Genomic DNA, 24,237 nt, shown 5'->3' on the forward strand with positions numbered 1-24,237 from the left:
CGGCGGCCGGTCCGGGCACGCCCGCGCCGCGCTCAGTGGCCGGCGTCCTCCCAGGTGGTGCCGACGCCCACGCTGACCTCCAGCGGCACGCTCAGGTCGTAGGCCCGGCCCATCTGCGTGCGCACGACCTCGGTCAGCTCCTCCAGCTCGCCCGGCGCGACCTCGAACACCAGCTCGTCGTGGACCTGGAGCAGCATGCGGGAGCGCATGCCCTCGATCGCCTTCTGCACGTTCAGCATCGCGACCTTGATGATGTCGGCGGCCGAGCCCTGGATGGGCGCGTTGAGCGCCATCCGCTCGGCCATCTCCCGGCGCTGCCGGTTGTCGCTGGTCAGGTCGGGCAGGTAGCGGCGGCGGCCGAGGATGGTCTCGGTGTAGCCGTCCGTGCGGGCCTGGGCGACGATCGACTCCAGGTAATCGCGGACGCCGCCGAACTCCTCGAAGTACTCCTCCTTGAGCGCCCTGGCCTCCGCGACGGGGATGTTGAGCTGCCCCGACAGGCCGAAGTCGGACAGGCCGTAGGCCAGGCCGTAGTTCATGGCCTTGATCCGGGCGCGCAGGTCGGCGTCCACCTGCTCGGGCGGCAGGTCGAAGACGCGGGACGCGGTGGCCTGGTGGAAGTCGTGGCCCGACTCGAAGGCTGCGATCAACGACTCGTCCCGGGACAGGTGCGCCATGATCCGCAGCTCGATCTGGCTGTAGTCGGCCGTCAGCAGCGTGTCGTAGCCCTCTCCCACCACGAAGCCCTTGCGGATGCGCCGGCCTTCGACGGTGCGGATGGGGATGTTCTGCAGGTTGGGCTTCTCGCTCGACAGCCGCCCGGTGGCCGCCACGATCTGGTTGAAGGTGGTATGGATCCGCCCGTCGTCGGCGATCTCCTTGATCAGGCCCTCGACGGTGGTGCGCAACTTGGTCTGGTCGCGGTGGCGCAGCAGGATCACCGGCAGCTCGTTGTCGGTCTGCTGGGCGAGCCAGGCCAGCGCGTCGGCGTCGGTCGTGTAGCCCGTCTTGATCTTCTTGGTCTTGGGCAGGCCGAGCTTGCCGAACAGGATCTCCTGCAACTGCTTGGGCGAGCCGAGGTTGAACTGCTCCCCCACCGCCTGGTGAGCGGCCTCGACCGCCTGCTTGACGGCCGCGCCGAACTCGGCCTCCAGCGCCGCGAAATACTGCCGGTCGGCGGCGATACCCGCCCGCTCCATCTCGGCCAGCACCCGCACCAGCGGAAGCTCCACCTCGGTCACCAGCCGGGTGCCGCCGCGCTTGGACAGGTGCGCCTCCAGCGCGTCGGCCAGATCGCGCACGGCATGGGCCCGCAGGGCCAGATCCCGGGCCACGCCCTCGTCGGCGTCGTCGAACAGCGAGGTCTGCCCGCCGGGCGCGGACTCGGCCCGCAGCTCGCGGTGGAGGTAGCGCAGGACCAGGTCGTCGAGCGGGAACGACCGCTGCCCCGGCATCGCGAGATACGCGGCGAGCGCCGTGTCGCAGGTGAGGCCGCGCAGGTCGTGCCCGTGCGCCCACAGCGCCAGCAGCGACCCCTTGGCGTCGTGCACGGCCTTCGGCCTGTTCTCGTCGGCCAGCCAGGCGCTCAGCGCCGCCTCGTCCTCCTCGGTGAGACGCGTCGGGTCGAGGTGGGCGGCGCCGTCCGGTCCCGCGATCGCGATGCCCTCGAGCCGCCCGGTGCCGCTGCCGGACGTGCCCTGGAAGGCCAGTCCCGCGCGGCCCTCGGGGAGCGCGGCGAGCCAGCCGGCCACCTGACCCGGCTGCAGCACCGTCACCTCGAGCTCGAAGCCCTCGCCGGCCTCCGGCTCGGTGGTGCCGAGGACCTTGAACAGGCGCTCGCGCAGCTCGCCGCGGATCTGTACCGCGTCGAGGAGCTTGTTGACCTCCTCGCGGTCCCACAGGCCCATCGTGAGCGCGGACACCTCCGCGTCGACCGGGGCGTCGCGCTTCAGCTCGGTCAGCATCCGGTTGTGGATCACCTGTCCGAGGTGCTCGCGCAGCTTGTCGCCGACCTTGCCCTTGACCTCGTCGGCCCGCCGGACCAGCTCGTCCAGCGAGCCGTACTCCACGATCCACTTGGTGGCGGTCTTCTCCCCCACGCTCGGGATGCTCGGCAGGTTGTCGCTCGGGTCGCCGCGCAGGGCCGCGAAGTCCGGATACTGCGCCGGGGTGAGGCCGTACTTCTCCCTGACGGCCTCGGGGGTGAAGCGGGTCATGTCGCTGATGCCCCGCCTGGTCATCAGCACGGTGACGTTGTCGTCCACGAGCTGGAGCGCGTCGCGGTCGCCGGTCACGATGAGCACGCTCATGTCCTCGCCGGAGGCCCGCGTCGCCAGCGTCGCGATCAGGTCGTCCGCCTCGAAGCCGGGCACGGACAGGTGGGGGATCCGCAGCGCGTCGAGCAGCTCGAAGATGAGCTGCATCTGGCCGCGGAAGTCCTCGGGGGTCTCCGCCCGGTTGGCCTTGTAGCCGTCGTACGCCTCGTGCCTGAAGGTGGGCTCGCTCCGGTCGAAGCAGACCGCGACGTGGCTCGGCTGCTCGTCGCGCAGGATGTTGGCCAGCATGGAGGTGAAGCCGTAAACGGCCTCGGTGTGCTGACCGTCGGTGGTCATGAGGTTCGCGTCCTTCAACGCGTAGAAGGCGCGATAAGCAAGAGAATGCCCGTCCAGGAGCAGCAGACACGGACGGGTGGGGGTCGCTTCACTCTTCGGCACACCCGCAGCCTAGTCTCCCTGTACGACAGAAAACCCGTGCTCTTCCCACAGGAGGCGTCCCCTTGACCTTGACGAATCCCGAGGAGTTCGTGGCGTTCATGAACGCGCCCGGGGACCACCTGCACCGGCGGATGGGCATCGAGATCCTGGAGGCGAGCGCGGAGCGGGTCGTCGGCCGCATGCCCGTCGGGGGCAACACCCAGCCGTACGGCCTGCTGCACGGCGGCGCCTCCTGCGTGCTGGCCGAGACGCTCGGCTCGACCGGCGCCGCCCTGCACGCCGGCGCGGGCAGGATCGCCGTCGGCATCGAGATCAACGCCACCCACCACCGCTCCGCCACCTCGGGGTACGTCACCGCCGTCGCGACCCGGGTGCACGGCGGGCGCACGCTCGCGACGTACGCCATCGAGATCACCGACGACGAGGGCGGCGCGGTCTGCACGGCCCGCCTGACCTGCATGCTCAGGGACGCCCGCTGAGGCCTGCCGGCACGCGGACCGCGGTCTCGCGAGCCGGCCGGGCGAGCACCACGAAACCCCCCTTACGACGCATTGGGCCCCATAACGGAACGCCTTGCGACTCTCTTTGCACGGGAGTCGCTCGGGTCGCTACCGTTGTGGCTCCAGAGCCCGTGGGATGACCGAGTAGACAACGTGCGGAGCCGGGGAAGCTGTGTACGGTCCCAAAGGCTCCCACGGGCTCACCGCCATTCGTGCCCGTCAGGCCGGTCCCGCGGCCGGCGTGTGAGGCCGGGCGGGCAACGGCCCGATCAGCGGGGCTCGGCGCAGACCTCGGTGATGTAGGACTCGAAGAGCCGCTGGGTCGGCTGATCCGGCACGACGATCAGCCGATAGGTCTGCGTCCCGGCCGCGGACGCCCACAGGGAGAACAGGAAGGCCTGCTTGGCCTCTCCCATGGCGTGCCGGTCACACCGGCTCGGCGTCACGACGACGGGCAGGTCACGCGTGCCGGTGAGGACGGCCACCGGCTTCCGTTCTCCCGACGCCGGCCGCAGGTCGTAGTGGGTCGTGCCGGCGATGTCCTGGATGGTCACCGGCCCGGCGCCCGTTTTGAGGCCCACCCGCAGCGCTCCTCGCAGCTCCCGCCCGGACCGGGTCCAGCCGGCGCCGAAGGTCACGTCGATGGACTGCTTCAGCAGGAACTCCCCGCACTCGGTGTTCACCAGTTGCCGCAGCAGCGGGTCGGGATGAGGAACGCGCCACCTGACCTCGTGCAGCGGGCCCTTCCCGACCGACACGTGCGCCACCACGGTCGCCGGTTCGACGTCGGGGATGCGCGTGGACGCACAACGGGCGGCCCCGTAGGAGATGGGAAAGTCCGTACGCGGAGTCCTTCCCAGGACCGTGTCCACCGGCTGGGGCGGCGTCTCCCGGAAGGAGTCCGTGAGCAGTCGCACGTCCTTGAAGTACACCGGAGTGGCGGTGTCGTTGCGTACGGCCACCTGCATCTTGTGCACCGGGACGTCCGAGCGGTTCTGCTGCAGGCTGACGCTGACGCCGGGCGGGGGCTCGGCCGGCGGTTCGGCGCCGTCGCCGCAGCCGGCTGCCGTGACCACGGCGACGACCGCCGCGGCGAGCAGGGAAAACCGCCGCCACTCCCCCACCCGAATGCTCCTCGTCTCGCGTCAGGCCCTCGCCAGTGTGCCCAGGTAGAGCTCGATCACCTTGGGATCGTTGATGAGATCGCGCCCGCTCGCCATGTACGCGTTGCGCCCCTGGTCGAGCACGTAGCCCCGGTGGCAGATCTGCAGGCACCGCCGGGCGTTCTGCTCGACCATGATGACGGTCACGCCCGCCTTGTTGATCTGCTGGGCCTGGATGAAGACCAGGTCCTGCAGTTTGGGCGAAAGACCCGCGGACGGCTCGTCCAGGAGGAGGACCGACGGCTCGGTCATGAGCGCACGGCCCATGGCGACCATCTGCCGCTCACCTCCCGACAGTGAGCCGGCGCGCTGCTTTCGGCGCTCCCGGAGGGCGGGGAAGATCTCGCAGACGAACTCGAACCGTTCCTTGAACTTGCCGGGCACCTGGAAGGCGCCCATCTCGAGGTTCTCCTCGATGCTGAGGCTGGGGAAGACGTTGTTCGTCTGCGGGACGTAGCCGACCCCGCGGGACACAAGGGAATGGGCCTTGAGGTTCGTGATGTCCTCGCCGTTCAGGGTTACCGTGCCGCTGCGCACGGGCACGAGCCCGAACAAGGTCTTGAGCAGGGTCGACTTGCCGGCGCCGTTGGGGCCGATGATGCCGATCAGCTCGCCCTTCTTCACGTACAGGTCCGCGCCGTTGAGAATGTTGACGCCGGGGATGTAACCGGCGTACAGCTCGTCGGCGCGCAGGAGCGCATCCTGGGCGCCGGCCAGGTGGTCGGAGCGGTCGGTGACGGCCGCCCGCGACTCGGCCTCGCCGGCGGTCTCGGGCCGCTCCTCGCCGACGGGGACGTCGAGCGCGGGGTCGCGGTCTGACTCGGGGGCGGTCATGCCTTCTCCTCGATCTCCGACTCCAGCTCGGCCTCGGCCTCCTGCAACTGCTCCTCGGCCTCCTCCGCGGACAACGGCGCGTCGTGGTGGGCGCCCAGGTAGGCGTCGACCACCCTGGGGTCCGACATGATGGTGTCCGGCGGGCCCTCGGCGATCACCGAACCCTGGGCCATCACGACGACCCAGTCGCTGATGTCGCGGACCATGTCCATGTCGTGCTCGACGAACAGCACCGTCATGCCCTCCTCGCGCAGGTCCTTGACGTGACCGAGCAGCGACTGGGTGAGGGCGGGGTTCACGCCCGCCATGGGCTCGTCGAGCATGACCAGTTCGGGGCCGACCATCAGCGCGCGGGCCATCTCCAGGAGCTTGCGCTGGCCGCCGGACAGGGACCCGGCGAAGTCCTCGCGCTTCGCGGCGAGCTTGAAGCGCGTGAGGAGCTCTTCCGCGCGTTCGGTGATCTCGTTCTCCTGGCGGCGCCAGATGCCCGGGATCAGCGCGCGGAAGAAGTTCTCCCCACGCTGGCCCTGCGCCCCGAGGCGCATGTTCTCCATCACGGTCAGCCGGGACAGGGCCTTGGTGAGTTGGAACGTGCGCACCATGCCCTGCCGCGCGACGCGGTGGGCGGGCATGCCCTTCAACTGCTTGCCGTTGAAGGTCCACGACCCCTCGTCGGCGGTGTCGAACCCGGTGAGCTGGTTGAAGAACGTCGTCTTGCCCGCGCCGTTCGGGCCGATCAGCGCGGTGATCGACCCTCGCTGGATCTCCAGGTGCTCGACGTCGACCGCCGTGAGGCCGCCGAACCTGCGTACGACCTTGTCGATGACCAGGATCGGGTCGGGCTTGGGGACCCCGGGCTCGGTGGGCAGGCCTTCGAAGACGGCCAGCGCGGCCGCCTTCCTGGTGGTGACGGCTTCAGCGTGCATCGAGCGCGATCTCCCTCTTGTCGCCGAAGATGCCCTGGGGCCGGTAGATCAGCAGGAGTATCAGGCCGACACCGACGAGCATGTAGTTGATGGAGCCCACCTGGTTCACGCTGATGAACGTGATCACGTGGTTGTTGACGGCCTCCTCCATGCCGGTCTTCACCAGGATCAGCAGCAGCCAGAAGATCGCCGCGCCCACCACGGGCCCGAGCACACGCGCCGCGCCTCCGAGGATGAGGACGGTGTACGCGAAGAACGTGATCTCGGTGCTGAACAGGTCGGGCTGGGTGGCGGCCCGGCTCAGCGCGAAAAGGAAGCCGCCCAGCGCGCCGACGACACCGCCGAAGACGAGCGCCTGCATCTTGTAGGCGAACACGTTCTTGCCCAGGCTCCGCACCGCGTCCTCGTCTTCGCGGATCGCCTTGAGCACCCGGCCCCAGGGGCTGTTCATCACGAGGTACACCAGGACGCACGCCAGGGCGACGAGCACCCAGCCGACCGTGAGCACCCACATGGTGCGATGGTCGAACCCGATGGGCCCGATGCCGTACTCGCCCGGCGAGTAGGGGTTCATGGCGTAGAAGTCGTCGGAGAACGCCTCCAGGCCGTCCGTGCCCCCGAAGGTGTCCCGGAGTGCGACGGATCGCACGACCAGGCGCACGATCTCCGCGGCGGCGATGGTGACGATCGCCAGGTAGTCCGCTCTCAGCCGCAGGGTGGGAATGCCGAGGAGAAGGGCGAACACGACGGCGCCGGCGATGCCGGTGGCGATGCCCACCCAGAAAGGCAGGCCGAACGTCGCGATCGTGGTGGCCAGGCCGTACGCGCCCACCGCGAGGAAGCCGGCCTGCCCGAAGTTCAGCAGGCCCGTGTACCCGAAATGAATGTTCAGGCCGATCGCCGCGAGCGCGTAGATCACCGCTTCGGTGCCGATCCCCGCCTCTATCGCCCGCGTGAAGATGAGGTTCCAGTCCATGAGGCTGCCTTCCTACCCGATGCGCTCGCGGCGCCCGAGGATGCCTTGCGGCCGGACGAGAAGAACGATGATGAGCACGGCAAGCGCTCCCACCGTCTTCAACTCCGGCGGAATCCACAGCGTCGAGACCTGGACGAAGAGCCCCACCACGAGGGAGCCGACCAGGGCCCCGAAGGCGGTGCCGAGTCCGCCGAGGGTGACGCCCGCGAACATCAGCAGCAGCACCTGCTGCCCCATCTGGTAGTTGAGGATCTGCGTGGTCCCGAGCAGCACTCCCGCGAGGCCCGCGACCGCGGCGCCCATCGCCCAGACGATTCTGACGATGCGGTCCACGTTGATGCCGGAGGAGGCGGCGAGCGCGGGATTGTCGGAGACCGCGCGGGTCGCCTTGCCCAGTCGCGTGAACAGCAGGGCCGACCCCACCAGGATCAGGACGAGGATCTCGACACCCATGGCCACCAGGCTCTTGGGGGTGGTGGAGATCGGCCCGATCTGGATGCCGTCCTGGGCGACGTACTGCCGGTAGGGCACGTTCTCCCCGCCGAACAGGAACAGGAGCAGATAACGCAGGAAGATCGCCACACCGATGGAGATGATCATCATGGCGATCAGCCCGCTCTTCCGCCGGCGCAACGGGCCCCAGAAGAAGCGTTCCTGCCCGTACCCGAAGATCCCGGCCACGATCACCGCCAGCGGCGCGGCGAGGAGCAGGTGCAGGCCGAGCGTCGTGTTGAAGACGTAGGCGATGAAGGCGCCCACGGTCAGCAGCTCACCGTGCGCGAAGTTCGTGAGTCCGGTCGTCCCGAAGATCAGCGAAATGCCCAGGGCTCCCAGGGCGATCACCAGGCCGAGATTGAGCCCTTCGAACGCCAGCTGGGCGAACTCGTCCCAGAAGGTGCTCTCGTCGTCGGCGGAGGCCGTGCCTCCCTGGTCGGCGCCCCCCTGCGCGGCGCCGGCCGGCACCAGGGGGAACAGGACGTTGCGCTTGTTGCCCTCGAACACCTGCAGGGTGAGCGAGGTGCGGTCCTTGAACTTCAGCGCGACACCCGCGGGAAGGGTCGCCTGGTCCAGCGTCACCTTGTACGTGCCCGCCTTGGGAACGGGGATCTCCCACTTCCCCTCGGCGTCGGTCGCCGCATCGCCTACCGGCGCGTCGGCCTCCGTCACCGCGGTGATCTTCACGCCCTGCACTGGCTGGCCCTGGCTCTGGAGTGTGCCCCGCAAGCCCTCACCGTCCGCCCACGCCGCGGAAGAAGTGAGCAGGATGACGAGACCGCCCAGGAAGGCCGTGAACGCAATCACGGCTCTGCGCAATGGTGCTCCCTCAAATGATCTTGTCGGGTTCGTGTCCCGAGGTAGGAGGCGGGATCGTGCCGCCCACTTTCGTCGGAGCTTAGTTCCCAACGTCCTATTACCTATGGTTTGTCACTGATTGGTGACCAGTGTGTGGCCCAGGTGTGAGCAATACCGAGGTCAGAGGCTACTTGGACCTCCTTCGCGGCGGAACCGGCCGTGTCGATGCGCCTCCCCCGTCCGCGGCGAGGTTTCGAAGAGACCCCCGCGCGCGACGAGGATGCTTCCATGGATCCATGAACAGGCGTCCCCTGGCCTTCCCCGTGGGAGCGGCGCTGGCCCTCCTCACTCTCGCCGCGTGCGGTTCCCCCGCCCTTCCTCCGGCGCCTTCGCCGTCCTCGTCCGCGCATTTCCTCGTGGGCGCGGATTTCGGCGACGACCCCTGCGCCCGGATCGTCTCCGCGATCGGATACGCGGAGCCCCTGCTGGTGCCGGCGGGCGAAGAGGACACGCAGAAGTTCGGTGAGGGGGTGCGCGGCAGGCTCGCCTACGTGCACGGTGTCGTGCTCGAGTACGGCCCGCGCCTGCCGCGCGAACTGCTTCCCTATGAACCGGTCCTGGTGGCGACGACGGATCGGCTCTCGCCGGCGGCCACCCCGTTCGATCAGCAGGTCGGCGCGCTCAAGGAGTACAGGGCCGCGGCCGCCGCCGTGAAGAAGGGATGTCCCGCCTCCTGAAACGCGGCGGCGGAACCCACGGCGGCGACCAGGCCGCGGCCATGCCGAGGGCCCCGGCCGAACGCCAGGGCCCTCCATCTGCCGCTTCCCGGACTCTCGTCAGCTGATCTTGCCGGACTGGTAGCCCACGTTCTTGTACTTGTTGTCGTCGCCGTACTGGTAGACGCCGATCGTCGCCTCGGTCGGGTCACCGGCGTCGCTGAACTCGACCGGCCCGCTGATGCCGTCGTAGTCGATGTCCTTGCCGGCCTTCAGCAGCTCGACGCAGGACTTGAAGTCCTTGCACTTCTCGCCGCCCTTGCTGACCTCCACCAGCTTGGACGCGATGCCCTTGCCCGAGTCGTCCTGTGCGGCCTCGGCGGCCAGCGCGAGCAGATTCGTCGCGTCGTAGGCCTCCGGCCCGTAGGTGAAGTCCTTCAGCTCCGGGTCGACCTCGAGGATCTTCTTGCGGAAGTCGTCCGGGGCGGCCGCGCCGGGGATGGTCCCCTTGATGCCCTTCAAGGTGCCCTTCGGGAAGTCGTCGGCGTAGTCGGCCGTGTTGCCGTCGACGAAGTAGATCTTCACCTTGTCCGGGCCCAGGCCCTGCTTCTTCAGCTCGGGAATGATCTTCGTGGTCTCGTTGAACGCGATGAGCGCGATGGCCTTCGGCTTGGCGGCCTTGATCTTGGAGACGTCCGCGGAGAAGTCCGCGGCCGCCGGGTCGTACGCCGTCTTCGCCACGACCTCGCCACCACCGCTGGTGACCGACTTCTCCACCTCGTCTGCCAGCCCCGTGCCGTACGAGTCCTGCCGGTTGAGGATGGCGACGCTGTCACTGCCGTCCTGAATGATCAGGTCACCCAGCACGCGGCCCTGCAGCACGTCCGAGGGAGCGGTGCGGAAGTACAGGCCCTTGTCGTTGTAGGTGGTGAACTCCGGCGAGGTGTTGGCCGGCGAGAACTGCACGACGCCGGCATTGGTGATCTTGTCGATCACCGTCTTCGACACACCGGACGAGGCGGCCCCGATGATGGCGTCCGCCTTCTGCTGCAGCAGCTTGTCAACAGACTGGGAGGCAATGTCCGTCTTCGTGTCGCCCGAGTCCGTGTCGATCTCGGTCACCGGCTTGCCCAGAACACCGCCGGCGTCGTTGATCTCCTTGACGGCCAGCTTGATTCCGGCGAACTCCGGCGGGCCGAGGAAGGCCAGGTCGCCCGTCTGCGGCAACAGCGCGCCTAGGGTGAGAACGCCGTCACCCTGGGCGGTGGTGGCGGCGGGCGCGGAGGACTGGGCCGCCGGTGCCGAGGACGCCGGCGCGGCGCTGTCCTCGCCGCCGCCACAGGCCGTCAGCGCGAGGCTGGCGGCCGCGGCGACGGCCAGCGCCCGCCCAAGGGGGGCAATGCGGATCATGAAGCATCTCCTTCATCCAGGCCCGGGAATCGGCAGCGCTGCCGACTGGTACCCGATCGAATGGCTGAAAGGTACATAGGCCAGCCACGGCCCGACCAGGGATGCATCAGAACTGTCCGCACTTGGATGCGGAGTCGTAATAACTCCTCAACCGTGGCCCGCGGGCCCCTACCAGGAGCCTTCCGGGCGCGCACCGCTCACGCGGGCGGCTGGGCCTCGCCCCCGCTCTCGTTCACCACGATCTGCGCCACCTGGCGCATGCTCATGCGCCGGTCCATCGACGCCTTCTGGATCCACCGGAAGGCCTGCGGCTCCGTCCACCCGTGCTGGGCCATGAGCAGGCCCTTCGCCCGCTCCACGAGCTTCCTGGTCTCCAGCCGCTCCGAGAGGGTGGAGACCTCCTTCTCCAGCGCGGCGATCTCCTCGTGCCGGCTGACCGCCATCTCGATCGCCGGAACGAGGTCGCCCTTCGTGAACGGCTTCACCAGGTAGGCCATCGCACCCGCGTCCCTGGCCCGCTCGACCAGGTCGCGCTGCGAGAACGCGGTGAGGATGAGGCACGGCGCGATCCGTTCGGAGACGATGCGCTCGGCCGCGGAGATCCCGTCGAGCACGGGCATCTTCACGTCCAGGATCACCAGGTCGGGGCGGAGCTCCATGGCGAGCTTGACCGCTGTCTCGCCGTCGCCGGCCTCGCCGACCACGGCGTAGCCGTCCTCCTCGAGCATCTCCTTCAGGTCGAGGCGGATCAGCGCCTCGTCTTCCGCGATCACCACTCGCCTCTGCGTACTCACGCACAAGAGGTTACCGACGTCCGCTACATTAGGACCACGGCAGGGGATGCCCCAAGCGATCTCCGTAACAGATCGATGGCTGAGGGATAGCCGTTGCCAGAGCTGGACAAATCCAGAAATAGCCCCGATAGACCAATCGGCAGAGTCGATGGCCTCAAAATCCATTCAGTGTGGGTTCGAATCCCACTCGGGGCACGTGCACCAGGTGCGATCGGCAGGAGCGGCCGGCGGCCAGCGCGACCGTGGTCATGCAGCCTCTCTGATGCGCCATGGTCGTGCTCGAGTCGGCACCGGTGACATACTGTGATCGCCGGGCTCCGCTGGGGCCGCGGAAGTGAGGCCGGGACCTCCCGATGGAATCGGGCGCCCGGCCTTCGCGATTTCGGGTCAGACCCGGCGGCGAGCGGCTACAAGAACTCGATCTTCGGCCGGATGATGTCGAAGCTCTCACCCTCGCCTCCAAGGCACCACACGACACTGCCCACGAGCACGTCGGCAAGCCAGAGCAGAGGTTCGTCCACCGACCTCCTCCATTCCGCCTGCAGGCTCCGCCCGGCTCGTCCGGCCCCTCGCAGCGCGCCCACCAACGCGCGATCTCGTCTGTCATGCCACTGGTCGCGCGCCTCGATGCAGACCGTCTCCACCTTCTGCTGAGACAGCTCACACAGGAGTCTGTCGAGACAGAGGCGCCTCGCTCGTTCCGCTCTACCGTTCTCCGGATAGATGTCGACTACAACCATCGCCCGTAACGGCATTCCTGCCACCAGCTCGGTGATGAGCGATTGACGAGCGGGGGATTCGTCCCGCCGGTGAATGCTCTGGCTTCTGCCAACCCTGAGACCCAGCAACCGCTCTCGCGGGTCCGCACAGACATGCTCGTCCAGCAGTACGGCTGCCAGGGCATGGACATGGGCGTCACCGCTCCTGCGCCGCATGCTTTCGTCGATGAACGCCAAGAGAGCCACAGCGGGCGAATGATACGCATTGTTACCACTCTGTCACTCTGAATGCGCGAAATCAGCCGCCGGGGAGGAGGCGGACGGCGTCGAGGGCGAGGGAGAGCTCGACGACGTCCAGGGGACGGGCCAGCGAACGGCCGGTGAGCTGCTCGATACGGCGCACCCGATTGAAGACGGTGTTGCGGTGGCAGTAGAGTTCGGCCGCCGCCCGGGCCGCGGACCCCTCGCAGCGCAGCCACGCCTCGAGCGTCGCCAGCAGCACGCCGCCGTCGGGTGAGGCGGTGATCGGGCCGAGGACGCCACCGGCGAGGTGCCCGGCCAGCTCCGGCTGGCAGACCACCAGGGCGGCGGGCAGCCGCCGGTCGAGCCGTGCGATCTCCGGCCCGGTGCCCGAGCAGGTGCGCATGGCCACCTCCGCCAGGCGGCGGGCCGTGCCCAGGTCGGCGAGGCTCTCCACCACCGGGCTGACGCCGGCGCTCGCGCATACGACCGGAGCGATGGCGGCGACCAGGTCGTCCAGCTCCCGGCCGCCGAGATACACGACCGCCACCTCCAGGTCGGGGCGCATACGCCAGAGGAAGCGCAGCCCGCCGATGTCGTCGGGCCGGTGCACCCGGTCGGGCTGGGCGGGCAGCCGTGTCGCGACGACCGCATAGCGTCCGTGCTCGGGCAGGCCGAGGGCGCCGGCCGCCACGCCGGCCACCGCGGGATCGGCGCGGCCCTCCAGGAGGGCGTCGAGCATGGCGTCCACCCGCTGGTTCGTCCGGCCGAGCAGCTCGTTCTCCCGGCGGCGGTAGGCGTCGGCCGCCGCCACGGCCTGGCGGTCGATGGCATGCCACACGTGGGTGGCGCTGCGCAGCAGGGCGGGCAGCCGTTCGGGGCCCTGGTCGCCGATGATGCCGATGAAGCCGTCCCAGGTCACCTGCGCCGCCAGCCGGTAACTGCGCATGAGCGAGTCCAGCGGGAGCCCGAACTCGGCCCGCCTGCGCCCGACCGTCTGGGCGTAGGCGACGTCACGCCGCTCGTGCCGGGGCTGCAGGATCGCGGTGATGCCGACACGCAGCCCCTCGTGGGTGCTCTTCCAGTGGTCCTCGTAGGGGACCGTCATGCGGTAGGCCTCGTCGCTTTCCCTGCCGCGCTTCACCAGCTCGTCGGCGAGCTCGGGAAGCCGTTCCAGCAGGCCCGCGGCGGAGGCCCGCAGCATTTCGCGCACCTCGGAGTCCGTCCTGGACCTCATGTCCCGAATGTGCCAGCCGGCCGCGTCCGGAACAAGGTTCGGTTTTCGTTTCGTGATGCGGGACTGTGCTGGAGCACAACCCGCGGGCTACGGGCGTGGGCCGGCGTCCCGACTTGCCTCCCGGTGCTGGACGGCCCTCGACCACGGTGGGTTGGGTGTGCCTTCATCGAAGTCACAGGAGGCGCGGATGTTCGGTGAGGCGGGCCCGGCAACCGGCGGCCCGGAGATCGGGAGCCCGGAGACTGCGAACCCGGAGACTGCGAACCCGGAGACCGACGGCCTCGAGATCAGAGGCCTGGAGGTGCGGTACGGCCCCGTGCGCGCCCTGCGGGGCGTCCACCTGGCCGTGCCCCGCGGTTCGGTGGCGGCGGTGCTCGGCGCGAACGGCGCGGGCAAGACGACGCTGCTGCGTGCTGTGTCGGGGACGTTGCGGTTCCACCGGGGCTCGATCACGTCGGGGACGGTCGCCTTCGGCGGACTCCGGCTCGACGGCGTGCCGGCGGCGGCCGTCGTCCGGCGCGGAGTGGTCCAGGTGCCGGAGGGACGGCGGGTGTTCGCCCGGATGACGGTCGCGGAGAACCTGCGCGCCGGTGCGCTGGGCGTGCCGGGCAGGCGGGCGGCGGCGGCCCGTGAGCGGGTGCTCGGCCTCTTCCCGGTGCTGGCCGAGCGCGCCCATCAGCGGGCGGGCCTGCTGTCGGGCGGTGAGCAGCAGATGCTGGCCATCGGCCGGGCGCTCATGGCCGGGCCCTCGCTGCTGCTCCTGGACGAGCCGACGCTCGGGCTCGCGCCGCTGATGGCGGCCCGGATCGCCGAGACCGTGCGGCAGATCAACGCCCAGGGCACGTCGGTGCTGCTGGTGGAGCAGAACGCGGCGATGGCTCTCGCCCTGGCCGGGCGGGCGTACGTGCTGGAGGTGGGCGAGGTGGCGCTGTCGGGGCCGGCGGCGGACCTGGCGGCCGGCGACGAGGTGCGCCGCCGATACCTGGGCGTCGGCGTGCCCGAGACAGACCGACCGGTCGGTACCGACCCCGCGCGGGCGAGGCGAGAGAGAAACGGGCTGACGAGATGGACGGCATGACGCACCGCCTCGGCGAACCGCCCGCGCAGCTCACGCGGCGCCTTCGCGTGCTCCAGAGAAACCAACCGGTCGGTACGGTCGACGGCGACGGGCCGGTGGAACTCGTGGTCAGCGAGGTCACGGTCCGGTTCGCCGGGCTCATCGCACTCGACGCGGTCAGCTTCACCGTGGCCCCCGGCGCCGTGCACGCGCTGATCGGCCCGAACGGCGCGGGCAAGTCGACCTGCTTCAACGTGCTGTCGGGCGTCTACCGCGCCGCCTCCGGCAGCGTGCGCCTGGGCGGCGCCGAGCTGACCTCGCTTCGCCCGCATCGGGTGGCGGCGCTGGGCGTGGCTCGGACGTTCCAGAACATCGCCCTGTCCCCGCGGCTGACGGTCCGCGACAACCTCATGCTCGGCCGGCACCGCCTGACCCGGGCCGGTCTCGTGTCGGCCGGCCTGCGGCTGCCCTCGGCCAGGCGTGAGGCCCTACGGCACGGCGCGCGCGTGGCGGAGATCGCGGAGTTCACCGGTGTCGGCGACGTGCTGTCCGCCCCGGTGGGGCTGTTGCCGTACGGCACGCAGAAGCGGGTGGAGCTGGCCCGGGCGCTGTGCATGGAGCCGCGGCTGTTGCTGCTGGACGAGCCGGTCGCGGGGATGAACGGCGGCGAGCGGCGGGAGATGACGGCCCTCATCCGGTCGGTGCGCGACAGCCTCGGCATCTCGATCCTGCTGGTCGAGCACGACATGGGCATGGTCATGCGGATCGCCGACGCCGTGACGGTGCTCGACTTCGGCAGGCGCATCGCGGACGGGCCGCCCGAGGAGGTCCAGCGCGACCCCGAGGTGATCCGCGCCTATCTGGGCGACTTCGGCGACGACCACAGCGGCGGGGAGGCGTGATGGCGGTCTTCCTGGAGCTGCTCGTCAACGGCGTCTCGGTCGGAGCCGTGTACGCGCTGATCGCGCTCGGCTTCGTGGTGATCTTCAAGGCGACCGAGGTGGTCAACTTCACTCACGCGTCGCTGCTGCTGGCCGGCGGTTACGTGATCGCCCGGTTGCACCCGCTGATCGGATTCTGGGCGGCGCTGGCCGCCGGGGTCGCCGCGGCGGCGCTGGTCGGCGCGCTGGTGGAGTTCCTGATCCTGCGCCGGGCACGCGCCGGCTCGCGCGGCGTGCCGGCCATCGTCACGATCGGCGTGGACATCCTGCTCACAACCGAGCTCACCCGCCAGATCGGCACCGAGGTGCTCGCCCTGGGCGACCCCTGGGGCGACCGGGTGCTGCGGCTTGGCCCGATCACGGTCGCCGAGACCCGCGTCGTCGCCCTCGTAGTGGCCGCCGCGCTGATCGTGGCGTTCCTGCTCGCCTTCAGGTTCACCGGCTGGGGTGTGGCGATGCGCGCCACGGCCGAGGACGCGGAGACCGCCGCGCTGATGGGCGTGCGGCTCGGCCGGGTGTCACTCAGCGCCTGGGCCGTCGCCGGGGCGCTGGCCGCGGTCGCGGCGGTGTTCCTGTGCGTCTTCCCGACGCCGGGTCTCGACAGGGGCACGGCCGCGGTGGCGATGAAGGCGTTTCCCGCGGCCATCCTCGGCGGGCTCGACTCGACCACGGGCGCGCTGGCCGGAGGGCTGATCGTGGGCGTCACCGAGACGCTGATGAACGGCTACCAGAGCGAGCTGGCCTTCCTGGGCCGCGGCATCGGCGACGCGGCGCCGTTCCTCGTCATGATCGTGATCTTGCTGCTGCGGCCCTCCGGGCTGTTCGGCACGAAGGAGCCGGCCCGTGTCTGAGCCCACGCCCGCGCCCGGCACGGCCCCCGCCGGGACACCCTCGCCAGACACCCGCACAGCCGGCGCGCCCGCGCTCACCGCGTTCACCGTGCCCACCGCACCCACCGTGCCCACGCCCGCCACGTCCGGGCGGCGCGCGTTCCGGCCCCTGCGGGCCGCGCTGTGGGCGGCGGCGCTCGCGGTGGCCGTCGCGGTGGCCGTCGCGGTGCCCTTCTACCTGGAGGGGTTCTGGCTGCAGGCGGGGCTGTTCGCGATGTCGGCGGCGATCGGCGCGATCGGGATCACCCTGCTGACCGGGGCGACCGGGCAACTGTCCCTGGGACATGCCTTCTTCCTCGCGGTCGGGGCGTACTCCTACGTCTCCCTGTCGTCGGACGCAGGGCTGCCGACGCCGCTCGCGGCCGTGGCGGCGGTGGCCGTCGCGGGGGTGTCCGGTGGCCTGTTCAGCCCGATCGCGGGCCGCCTCAGGGGCGCGTACCTCGGCATCGCCACGCTCGGCCTGATCTTCGCCGGGCAGCACATCCTGTTCAACGCCGAGCCGGTGACCGGCGGCTTCAACGGACGGCCGGTGCCGCCGATGGAGCTGTTCGGTCTCGTCTTCGCCGACACTCCGGAGCTGGTGGTGCTGAACGTGCCGTTCGGTTCGCTCGAACGGCTGTGGTTCCTCGGGATCGTGCTGCTCGCGGGGGCGGCGGCGTTCGCCAAGGGCGTGCTGCGCGGCCGCCCCGGCCTGGCGATGAACACGATCAGGGACCACGAGATCGCCGCGGGGGTCATGGGCGTCCCCGTCGCCCGGTACCGCGCGGGCGTGTTCGTCCTGTCGTCCATGTACGGCGGGCTCGCCGGGGTGCTGGTCGCCCTGGTCTTCCAGCAGGTCGTGCCGGACTACTTCGGCGTGCTGCTGTCGCTCGACTACCTCGCGATGATCGTGATCGGCGGCCTGGGGTCGGTCGCCGGGGCGGTCGCCGGGGCCGCGTTCGTCTCCCTGCTCCCCCAGCTGCTCACGCGCTACAGCGACGCCCTGCCGCTGGTGGCCGAGCCGGGTTCCGGCGGGGTCTCCCCCGCCGAGGCCGCGCGGATCCTCTACGGCGCCGCCGTCGTCGCGGTGGTGCTGTTCCTGCCCGGCGGTCTGGCCGGGCTCGCCACGCGGCTCGGCCGCGTTCGACTCAAGGAGCTCAGATGGGCGAAATCGGCACCCGCGCCGGCGTCGCGGCGATAACCCTGCTGTCCCTGGCCGTCGCGGCCTCGGCCGCGGGCTGCGCCAGCGGCAAGGCCACGGGCGGTGGCGGAGGCGCCGGGGCCGCGGCCGGCGGTGACGGGACCAAGACTGGCCCCGGCGTCACGGCCACCACGATCACCGTGAGCGCGCTCACCGACCTCACCGGCCCGTACGCGTCGTTCGGTAAGAGCCAGACGCAGGCGCAGCAGCTGTACTTCGACCAGGTCAACGCCGCCGGTGGCGTCTGCGGCCGCAAGTACGAGCTGGTCGTGCGCGACCACGGCTATGACACGCAGAAGGCGGTGGCCGCCTACACCGAGGTCGCGCCCAAGTCGGCGGCCATCGTGCAGTTCATCGGATCCCCGATGATCACCGCGCTGAAGCAGCGCATCGACGGCGACAAGCTGCTCACGATCCCGATGGCGTGGGCGACCACGCTGCTCGGCAGCCGGGCCATCCAGGTGACCGGCACGACGTACGACGTCGACATGATCAACGCTGTCGAGTTCCTGACGAAGGAGAAGGGGATCAAGTCCGGCGACAAGATCGGGCATCTGTACTTCGAGGGCGACTACGGCGAGAGCTCGCTGAACGGCTCGACGTACGCCGCGGGCAAGCTCGGCCTGGAGGTCGTCGAACAGAAGATCAAGGCGACCGACCAGGACATGAGCGCGCAGGTGGCGGCGTTCAAGGCGGCCGGGGTGAAGGCGGTGCTCGTCTCGGTGGGCCCCCGGCAGACGGCCTCGCTGGTCGGCGTGTCCCTGGCCAAGGGCATGGACGTGCCCTTCGTCGGCAGCAACTCGGCGTACTCGCCGCAGCTGCTCGCGACGCCGGCCGGGCCGGCCCTGCTGAAGGACTTCTCCTACGTGTCGGCGGGGACGCCGGTCAGCGCGCAGAACCCGGCGATGCGGAAGCTGGCGGCCGACTACCGGGCGAAGTATCCAGGCGAGACGCTCGACAGCGGCGTGCCCACCGGCTGGAGCGCGGCGATGATCGTGGACGAGGCGATGAAGAAGGCGTGCGAGGCGAAGGACCTCACCCGGGAGGGCGTTTTGACCGCGCACCGCTCGCAGTCGAACTTCGGCGGCGACTTCGGCACGCCGATGGACTTCACGTTCTTCGACAAGCCCGCCTCCCGGTCGTCGTACGTGCTCAAACCCGATAAGGCGGCGCTCGGCGGCGCGGTGGTCTCCAGGGAGGCGGAGGTCTCCGAGCTGGCGAAGGACTACCCGGTGCCGGTGGGCTGACAGGGACAGGCCGGCGCCCGCGCCGGGGTGGGTGCTCGCTACTATCCCGGTACCGAACAATCGTCTGGAGAATCGATGCGACGCACCGTCTACGGCGAGGACCACCGGACCGGGGAACCCGCCGCCGGACGCATGGCTCCGGCCTCCAGGGACCTGGGCCTGTGAAGGACCGAGCAGCGTATCCGCACTGGCGGGACGTGCCCACCCGCTGGCAGGACAACGACGTCTACGGGCACGTCAACAACGTCGTGCACTACTCGCTGATGGACACCGTGATCAACACCTGGCTGATCGAGGAGGCCGGGCTGGACATCCACGAGGGCCCGGCCATCGGGCTGTGCGTGGAGTCACGCTGCTCCTACCGGGCCTCGGTGTCCTTCCCGCAGGTGATCGGCGTGGGCCTGCGGATCGGTCACCTCGGCAGGTCCAGCGTGCGCTACGAGCTCGGCCTGTTCGCCGGGGACACGCTGGTCGCCGAAGGCGTCTTCACCCACGTCTTCGTGGACCGGCGCACCCGCCGCCCGGTGGAGATCGGCCCGCCCCTGCGTCCCGCCATGGAGCGCCTCCTCCCTCCACCTCCGGCATGATCTCGTAGTCGGCTCAGCGCCCGTGGACGTTCACGGCCACGCCGCTCAGGTGACCCTCCTGCGCGATGTCCAGCAGGGTGTTCGCCACGTCCGCCCGGGTCAGGGCACGCGGCTTGGCCGGCAGCTCGCGGTGGATCACGACCGCCCCGGCGGCGGGCCGGTCGGTGAGCCGGGTCAGCCGGACGATGGTCCAGTCCAGGTCGCTCGCCCGGACGGCCTGTTCCAGGTCGCGGGCGTCGGCATAGGGGACGGCCAGCAGGCGGCGCAGCAGCCACATGAGCGGGAACGGCCTGCGGGCGACGATCGGGTAGGGGGTGGTGACGATCAGCCGCCTGACCCCCGTCTCGGTCATGGCCCGCATGATGGTGCGGGTGGCCTGCGCCGCGCGGTGCGGGTCGCGACTGTCGCCGCCGTTGATGATGGAGATCACCGCGTCGGCGCCCGCCACGGCCGTGCGCATCTTCTCCGGGTCGCGGCCGTCGCCTTCGACCACGACGTGCGGCCGCGCCTCCAGGGCCGCGGCGTCGCGGGTGAAGGCGGTGACCCGGTGGCCGCGCCGCAGCGCCCCGGCCAGGACGTGGCGGCCGGTGCGGCCGGTCGAGCCGACAAGAGTGAGGTTCACGACTCCACCGCCCGGGTGATCGCATCGGCGCTGCCGTCGATGCGGTATTCGAGGCCGGGGGTGCGGTAGCGGCCCACGATCGTGACCGGGTCCTCCCGGCCGAAGGCCGGTTCGTACGGCGGGCGCGTCAGGAAGGCGTGGAAGCCGGACGTCACTCGGGTTCTCATGACCGGCAATCGTCGCCCTGCGGGAGACCGGCGTCGTCCCGCTCACGGAGTCATCTGCCGCTACCTCACAGGGATCACCCGCGACCGGCCGGGCTAAGACGCCGGGAGTAGTCCGGCGATCGCGAGACCACGAACGACGTCCGGCATGCGTGTACGGCCCGCGCGCGGATGTGCACGATCAGGCGGGGTGGGAGGGGATCAGGCGAGGCTGTCGAGCCAGGCGCGGTGGAGGCGGGCGAAGCGGCCGGCGCCGGCGATCAGCCGATCCGGTGGGCCGTCCTCCACGATCCGGCCGTGCTCCATCACGAGCACCCGGTCGGCGATCTCCACGGTGGACAGGCGGTGCGCGATGATCAGCGCGGTGCGGTCGGCGAGGATCGTCCGCAGCGCCCGCTGCACGAGGCGCTCGCTCGGCACGTCGAGGCTCGAGGTGGCCTCGTCGAGGATCAGCACGGCCGGGTCGGCGAGGAAGGCCCGGGCGAACGCGACGAGCTGCCGCTGCCCCGCCGACATCCGGCCGCCGCGCTTGCCGACCTGCGTCTCGTACCCGTCGGGAAGCGCGGAGACGAACATGTGCGCGCCGATGGCCTCGGCGGCCTCCGTGATCTGCGGCATCGTGGCCCCGGGCCGGCCGAACCGCACGTTGTCCGCGATCGTCCCGCTGAACAGGTAGTTCTCCTGGGTGACCATCACCACGTGTCGGCGCAGGGTGTCCTCGTCCAGGTCGCGCAGGTCCACGCCGTCGAGCAGCACCCGCCCGGTGACCGGATCGTGGAACCGGGCGATGAGCTTGGCCAGCGTGGTCTTGCCCGCGCCCGTGGTGCCGACGACGGCCACGGTCTGCCCGGCGGGGATCTCCAGGTCGAGCAGCGGCAGCACCGGCGGGCCGTCGGAGTAGGCGAACCGGACGGCCTCGAAGCGCAACTCCCCCGCGGCACGCGGCAACGGCGCCGGACGGCGGGGCTCGGCCACCGAGGGCCGCTCCTCCAGCACACCCGACAGCTTCTCCAGCGCCGCCCCCGCCGACTGCAGGGTGTTGTAGAACTGGCTGATCTCCTGCATCGGCTCGTAGAACTGGCGCAGGTAGAGCAGGAACGCCGCGAGCACGCCGACCGTGACCGTGCCGTGCAGCGCGAGCAGGCCGCCGTACAGCAGGACCGCGGCGACGGTGACGTTGCCGATCAGCTTGATGCCGGGCATGAACACGGCCACCAGGCGCGAGCCGCGCACGTTGGCGGCGCGGTAGTCCGCGTTGAGCCGTTCGAAGATCTCCTGGTTGCGCGGCTCCCTGCGGAACGCCTGCACCGCGCGGATCCCGGTCATCGACTCCACGAAGTGGACGATGACCAGCGCGACCGCCTCCCGCGTACGGCGGTAGACGACGCTCGACTGGCGGCGGAACCACCGGGTGAACAGCAGCAGGACCGGCAGCGGCAGCAGCGCCACCAGGCCGAGGCGCACGTCGAGCACGAGCAGCATGACCGCGGTGCCGCACAGCGTGAGCACGGCCGTCACCAGGCCGTCGAAACCCGAGTCGAGCAGTTCCGCGATGGCGTCGACGTCGGAGGTCAGCCGGGAGATGACCCGCCCTGAGGTGTACTTCTCGTGGAACGACAGCGACAGGCGCTGGAAGTGGTCGAAGACCCGGCGGCGCAGCTCCAGCAGGATGTCCTGCCCGATCCGGCCTGACATCTGCAGGAACGCCTGCCTGGTGAGCGCCTGCGTGAGCGCGGCGGCCAGCACCGCGCCGACGATCGCGAGCAACGTGCCCGTGCCCTGCCCGCGCAGCATGGGCGGGATGCCGTCGTCGATGCCCGCCTTCACCAGGTACGGCAGGGCCAGCCCGGCCGCGTTGGACACCACGATGACCGCCGTGAGCACGGCGATCGCACCGCGGTGCGGGCGCAGCAGGTCGCCGAGCAGACGGCGCGACCGGGTGCGCAGCAGCAGGGAGACGCGCTCGGAGATGTCGTCCCTGTCCTCGGCGGCCACCCCCCGCCAGGTTGTGTTCCCCTCTTCGCCATCGGCTCGCTCGGTGTTGCCCGCTCGCTCGTCGGCTCGCTCGGTGTTGCCCGCTCGCTCGTCGGCTCGCTCGGTGTTGCCCGCTTCGCGGCTCATCGCATCGATCCCTCGGGGTCGAGGTCGGCGTCCTGGGCGAGCAGTTCGCGATATTCCGGCACGGCCGACAGCAGGTCGCCGTGGCGGCCGACGTGGGTGACGGTCCCGTCGCGCAGCAGCGCCACCCGGTCGGCGAGCAGCACGGTCGAGGCGCGGTGCGCCACGACGATGCCGGTGGCCTCGGCGAGCACCCGCCGCAGCGCCTCCTCCACCAGCGCCTCGGTCTCCACGTCGAGCGCCGACAGGGTGTCGTCGAGGACGAGCACCCGTGGCCGACCGAGGATCGCCCTGGCCAGCGCGAGCCGCTGCCGCTGACCGCCCGACAGCGACATTCCCTGCTCTCCGATGCGGGTGTCGAGCCCCCACGGCAGGTCGTAGGCGAACGTCGCCTGCGCGATCTCCAGTGCCTGCCTGATCTCCTCCTCGGAGGCGTCGCCGTGGCCGAGCGTGACGTTCTCGCGCACGCTCATCGAGAACAGCGTCGGCTCCTCGAACGCGGTGGCGACCACCGAGCGCAGCGAGGTCAGCGACAGGTCCCGCACGTCGTGCCCGTCGATCGTGACGCGCCCGGCGGTGACGTCGAGCAGGCGGGGCACGAGCGCGGTCAGGGTCGTCTTGCCCGACCCGGTGGCCCCCACCAGCGCGACGGTCTCCCCTGGCCGCACCTCCAGCCACACGTCGCGCAGCAGCGGACGGCCGGCCCCCGGGAACCGGAATTCCACGCCCTCGAAGCGCACGAGGCCGCGCGGGCGGTCGATGACCGCCGGGCCGCCGCTGATCGCGGGCACCGTGTCGAGGACCTCGACCACCCGGTCGGCGGAGGTCATGGCCTCCTGGCCCATGGCGAGGATGTAGCCGAGCGAGGCGACCGGCCAGACGAGCTGCAGGACCAGCGTGGTGAAGGCGACCAGGGTGCCGAGCGTCAGCGCGCCGGCGCCGACCGCGATCGCGCCGAGCAGCAGAACCAGGGCGAGTGTGACGTTCGGCACGACTTCGAGGAAGGTGAAGAACCGGGAGGCCAGCCGCACCTTCGCCAGGGAGGTGCGGCGGATCTCGCGGGCGGCGGAGGCGTAGCTCGCGAAGACGTGCTCGCGCCGGCCGAACGCCTTGACCGTGCGGATTCCCACGGCCGACTCCTCGACCAGCGTGGCGAGGTCGCCCTGCTGGTCCTGCACCTGCCGGGAGATGACGATGTAGCGCCGCTCGAACCGCAGCGACAGGACGACGACCGGGACGGCGGAGACGGCGACGAGCAGGCCGAGCGGCCAGTACATCCGCAGGAGCACCACGGTGACCGCGGTGAGCTGCAGGATGTTCATGATGAGGAACAGCACGCCGAAGCCGAGGAACCGGCGGATCGTCGACAGGTCGGTCGTCGCCCGGGACAGCAGCTGGCCCGACTGCCACCGGTCGTGGAAGCCCATCGGCAGCCGCTGGAGGTGCCGGTAGAGGTCGTCGCGGATGGCGGTCTCGAGGCCGAGGACCGGCCCGGCCTGCGACCACCGGCGGACGAACGTGAGAACGGCCTCGGCGACGCCGAGGCCGAGGGCCAGCAGCCCGAGCGGGATCAGCCCGGCGAGGTCCCCGTGGGCCACCGGGCCGTCGATGATCTCCTTGCTCACCAGCGGGATCACCGTGCCTGCGGCGATCCCGAGCAGCGCCGCGAGCCAGGAAACCACCAGGCTGGGCACGTAGGGGCGCAGGTAGGACCTCAACCGCCACAGCGAGCGCCATGACGACAGGCGGACATCAGGCTCGGGTGCCTGGCGGGATGCCATCAACGGGCGCAGCGCTCCTCCGGCGTCTGACAGGACGGATCGACTCGCTCCTGTCATGCTCCGTCGAAGGGCGCCGCGCCTTCAAGGGGTTTTCCCCCGCCGCCGGGTGCCCCAGGCCCGTGGCCCGG

The 24,237-nt window shown here is 70.5% G+C and carries 22 protein-coding genes and 1 tRNA gene; 9 read left to right on the top strand and 14 right to left on the bottom strand.

What is annotated here, in order from left to right:
• Positions 1–32: 32 nt before the first annotated feature.
• On the bottom strand, positions 33–2,714 hold the full coding sequence (polA, locus tag AB0O28_RS05495) for a DNA polymerase I (protein ID WP_363636592.1): 2,682 nt from the start codon (positions 2,712–2,714) through the stop codon (positions 33–35).
• 98 nt (positions 2,715–2,812) lie between these two features.
• On the opposite strand from polA, the gene AB0O28_RS05500 reads away from it, so the two are divergent.
• Positions 2,813–3,193 (top strand): hotdog fold thioesterase, encoded by a 381-nt coding sequence (locus AB0O28_RS05500; RefSeq protein ID WP_363637246.1) that lies wholly within the window; start codon positions 2,813–2,815, stop codon positions 3,191–3,193.
• 290 nt (positions 3,194–3,483) lie between these two features.
• Here the strand turns inward: AB0O28_RS05500 and AB0O28_RS05505 are convergent, their stop codons facing one another.
• From AB0O28_RS05505 to AB0O28_RS05525, 5 genes are read right to left on the bottom strand one after another with little or no spacing between them, the layout of a single operon-like run.
• Positions 3,484–4,338 (bottom strand): hypothetical protein, encoded by an 855-nt coding sequence (locus AB0O28_RS05505; protein WP_363636594.1) that lies wholly within the window; start codon positions 4,336–4,338, stop codon positions 3,484–3,486.
• Positions 4,339–4,359: 21 nt separating this feature from the next.
• A complete protein-coding gene (locus AB0O28_RS05510; RefSeq protein WP_363636596.1) occupies positions 4,360–5,211 on the bottom strand; it encodes an ABC transporter ATP-binding protein in 852 nt (283 codons plus the stop codon).
• A complete protein-coding gene (locus AB0O28_RS05515; protein WP_363636598.1) occupies positions 5,208–6,137 on the bottom strand; it encodes an ABC transporter ATP-binding protein in 930 nt (309 codons plus the stop codon). Before AB0O28_RS05515 ends, AB0O28_RS05510 begins: the two co-directional genes overlap by 4 nt.
• Positions 6,127–7,113, bottom strand: a complete 987-nt coding sequence (locus AB0O28_RS05520; protein WP_363636600.1) for a branched-chain amino acid ABC transporter permease — start codon at positions 7,111–7,113, stop codon at positions 6,127–6,129. Before AB0O28_RS05520 ends, AB0O28_RS05515 begins: the two co-directional genes overlap by 11 nt.
• Positions 7,114–7,125: 12 nt before the next feature.
• Complete coding sequence (locus tag AB0O28_RS05525) at positions 7,126–8,415, bottom strand: branched-chain amino acid ABC transporter permease (RefSeq protein WP_363636602.1); 1,290 nt, start codon at positions 8,413–8,415, stop codon at positions 7,126–7,128.
• Positions 8,416–8,702: 287 nt separating this feature from the next.
• On the opposite strand from AB0O28_RS05525, the gene AB0O28_RS05530 reads away from it, so the two are divergent.
• Positions 8,703–9,143: a hypothetical protein gene (locus AB0O28_RS05530; protein WP_363636604.1), complete on the top strand. Its 441-nt coding sequence runs from the start codon at positions 8,703–8,705 to the stop codon at positions 9,141–9,143.
• 99 nt (positions 9,144–9,242) lie between these two features.
• Here AB0O28_RS05530 and AB0O28_RS05535 read toward each other — a convergent pair whose 3' ends face one another.
• Positions 9,243–10,532 (bottom strand): ABC transporter substrate-binding protein, encoded by a 1,290-nt coding sequence (locus tag AB0O28_RS05535; RefSeq protein ID WP_363636606.1) that lies wholly within the window; start codon positions 10,530–10,532, stop codon positions 9,243–9,245.
• 197 nt (positions 10,533–10,729) lie between these two features.
• Positions 10,730–11,326, bottom strand: a complete 597-nt coding sequence (locus tag AB0O28_RS05540; RefSeq protein ID WP_346227737.1) for a response regulator — start codon at positions 11,324–11,326, stop codon at positions 10,730–10,732.
• A 121-nt stretch (positions 11,327–11,447) separates the two neighbouring features.
• Between AB0O28_RS05540 and AB0O28_RS05545 the strand changes: the two genes are divergently transcribed.
• A tRNA-Leu gene (locus AB0O28_RS05545) sits at positions 11,448–11,521 on the top strand.
• Positions 11,522–11,733: 212 nt separating this feature from the next.
• On the opposite strand, the gene AB0O28_RS05550 is transcribed toward AB0O28_RS05545, so the two are convergent.
• Positions 11,734–12,291, bottom strand: coding sequence for a hypothetical protein (locus AB0O28_RS05550; RefSeq protein ID WP_363636609.1), 558 nt, complete (start codon positions 12,289–12,291; stop codon positions 11,734–11,736).
• 52 nt (positions 12,292–12,343) lie between these two features.
• Positions 12,344–13,522, bottom strand: coding sequence for a helix-turn-helix domain-containing protein (locus tag AB0O28_RS05555; protein ID WP_363636611.1), 1,179 nt, complete (start codon positions 13,520–13,522; stop codon positions 12,344–12,346).
• A 187-nt stretch (positions 13,523–13,709) separates the two neighbouring features.
• On the opposite strand from AB0O28_RS05555, the gene AB0O28_RS05560 reads away from it, so the two are divergent.
• The 6 genes from AB0O28_RS05560 to AB0O28_RS05585 all read left to right on the top strand — a co-directional run bounded on the left by AB0O28_RS05560 (position 13,710) and on the right by AB0O28_RS05585 (position 19,424).
• Positions 13,710–14,600, top strand: a complete 891-nt coding sequence (locus AB0O28_RS05560) for an ABC transporter ATP-binding protein (protein WP_363636613.1) — start codon at positions 13,710–13,712, stop codon at positions 14,598–14,600.
• A complete protein-coding gene (locus AB0O28_RS05565) occupies positions 14,597–15,481 on the top strand; it encodes an ABC transporter ATP-binding protein (protein WP_363636615.1) in 885 nt (294 codons plus the stop codon). Before AB0O28_RS05560 ends, AB0O28_RS05565 begins: the two co-directional genes overlap by 4 nt.
• The gene (locus tag AB0O28_RS05570; protein WP_363636617.1) at positions 15,481–16,371 is read left to right on the top strand and encodes a branched-chain amino acid ABC transporter permease; all 891 of its coding nucleotides are present in this window, start codon (positions 15,481–15,483) and stop codon (positions 16,369–16,371) included. Before AB0O28_RS05565 ends, AB0O28_RS05570 begins: the two co-directional genes overlap by 1 nt.
• A gap of 148 nt (positions 16,372–16,519) precedes the next feature.
• The gene (locus AB0O28_RS05575; protein WP_363637248.1) at positions 16,520–17,590 is read left to right on the top strand and encodes a branched-chain amino acid ABC transporter permease; all 1,071 of its coding nucleotides are present in this window, start codon (positions 16,520–16,522) and stop codon (positions 17,588–17,590) included.
• Positions 17,551–18,837: an ABC transporter substrate-binding protein gene (locus tag AB0O28_RS05580; protein ID WP_363636619.1), complete on the top strand. Its 1,287-nt coding sequence runs from the start codon at positions 17,551–17,553 to the stop codon at positions 18,835–18,837. The genes AB0O28_RS05575 and AB0O28_RS05580 overlap by 40 nt, the downstream gene beginning before the upstream one ends.
• 161 nt (positions 18,838–18,998) lie before the next feature.
• The gene (locus AB0O28_RS05585; protein WP_363636621.1) at positions 18,999–19,424 is read left to right on the top strand and encodes a thioesterase family protein; all 426 of its coding nucleotides are present in this window, start codon (positions 18,999–19,001) and stop codon (positions 19,422–19,424) included.
• Between the two features lie 13 nt (positions 19,425–19,437).
• Here AB0O28_RS05585 and AB0O28_RS05590 read toward each other — a convergent pair whose 3' ends face one another.
• The 4 genes from AB0O28_RS05590 to AB0O28_RS05605 all read right to left on the bottom strand — a co-directional run bounded on the left by AB0O28_RS05590 (position 19,438) and on the right by AB0O28_RS05605 (position 24,109).
• Positions 19,438–20,046 (bottom strand): NAD(P)-binding oxidoreductase, encoded by a 609-nt coding sequence (locus AB0O28_RS05590; protein ID WP_363636623.1) that lies wholly within the window; start codon positions 20,044–20,046, stop codon positions 19,438–19,440.
• On the bottom strand, positions 20,043–20,213 hold the full coding sequence (locus tag AB0O28_RS05595) for a hypothetical protein (RefSeq protein ID WP_363636625.1): 171 nt from the start codon (positions 20,211–20,213) through the stop codon (positions 20,043–20,045). Before AB0O28_RS05595 ends, AB0O28_RS05590 begins: the two co-directional genes overlap by 4 nt.
• A 198-nt stretch (positions 20,214–20,411) precedes the next feature.
• Positions 20,412–22,331 carry an ABC transporter ATP-binding protein gene (locus AB0O28_RS05600; protein WP_363636627.1) on the bottom strand — a complete coding sequence of 640 codons (1,920 nt, stop codon included), beginning with the start codon at positions 22,329–22,331 and terminating at the stop codon, positions 20,412–20,414.
• Complete coding sequence (locus AB0O28_RS05605; RefSeq protein WP_363636629.1) at positions 22,328–24,109, bottom strand: ABC transporter ATP-binding protein; 1,782 nt, start codon at positions 24,107–24,109, stop codon at positions 22,328–22,330. Before AB0O28_RS05605 ends, AB0O28_RS05600 begins: the two co-directional genes overlap by 4 nt.
• Between the last annotated feature and the right edge of the window lie 128 nt (positions 24,110–24,237).

This window comes from Microbispora sp. NPDC088329, from assembly GCF_040685655.1.
Classification (GTDB): domain Bacteria; phylum Actinomycetota; class Actinomycetes; order Streptosporangiales; family Streptosporangiaceae; genus Microbispora.

Excerpts from the sequence above, each read along its gene's own strand:
- AB0O28_RS05500 (WP_363637246.1), top strand. The coding sequence starts at position 2,813 with ATGAACGCGCCCGGGGACCACCTGCACCGGCGGATGGGCATCGAGATC.
- AB0O28_RS05510 (WP_363636596.1), bottom strand. The coding sequence starts at position 5,211 with ATGACCGCCCCCGAGTCAGACCGCGACCCCGCGCTCGACGTCCCCGTC.
- AB0O28_RS05515 (WP_363636598.1), bottom strand. The coding sequence starts at position 6,137 with ATGCACGCTGAAGCCGTCACCACCAGGAAGGCGGCCGCGCTGGCCGTC.
- AB0O28_RS05520 (WP_363636600.1), bottom strand. The coding sequence starts at position 7,113 with ATGGACTGGAACCTCATCTTCACGCGGGCGATAGAGGCGGGGATCGGC.
- AB0O28_RS05530 (WP_363636604.1), top strand. The coding sequence starts at position 8,703 with ATGAACAGGCGTCCCCTGGCCTTCCCCGTGGGAGCGGCGCTGGCCCTC.
- AB0O28_RS05535 (WP_363636606.1), bottom strand. The coding sequence starts at position 10,532 with ATGATCCGCATTGCCCCCCTTGGGCGGGCGCTGGCCGTCGCCGCGGCC.
- AB0O28_RS05555 (WP_363636611.1), bottom strand. The coding sequence starts at position 13,522 with ATGAGGTCCAGGACGGACTCCGAGGTGCGCGAAATGCTGCGGGCCTCC.
- AB0O28_RS05560 (WP_363636613.1), top strand. The coding sequence starts at position 13,710 with ATGTTCGGTGAGGCGGGCCCGGCAACCGGCGGCCCGGAGATCGGGAGC.
- AB0O28_RS05565 (WP_363636615.1), top strand. The coding sequence starts at position 14,597 with ATGACGCACCGCCTCGGCGAACCGCCCGCGCAGCTCACGCGGCGCCTT.
- AB0O28_RS05570 (WP_363636617.1), top strand. The coding sequence starts at position 15,481 with ATGGCGGTCTTCCTGGAGCTGCTCGTCAACGGCGTCTCGGTCGGAGCC.
- AB0O28_RS05580 (WP_363636619.1), top strand. The coding sequence starts at position 17,551 with ATGGGCGAAATCGGCACCCGCGCCGGCGTCGCGGCGATAACCCTGCTG.
- AB0O28_RS05595 (WP_363636625.1), bottom strand. The coding sequence starts at position 20,213 with ATGAGAACCCGAGTGACGTCCGGCTTCCACGCCTTCCTGACGCGCCCG.
- AB0O28_RS05600 (WP_363636627.1), bottom strand. The coding sequence starts at position 22,331 with ATGAGCCGCGAAGCGGGCAACACCGAGCGAGCCGACGAGCGAGCGGGC.
- AB0O28_RS05605 (WP_363636629.1), bottom strand. The coding sequence starts at position 24,109 with ATGGCATCCCGCCAGGCACCCGAGCCTGATGTCCGCCTGTCGTCATGG.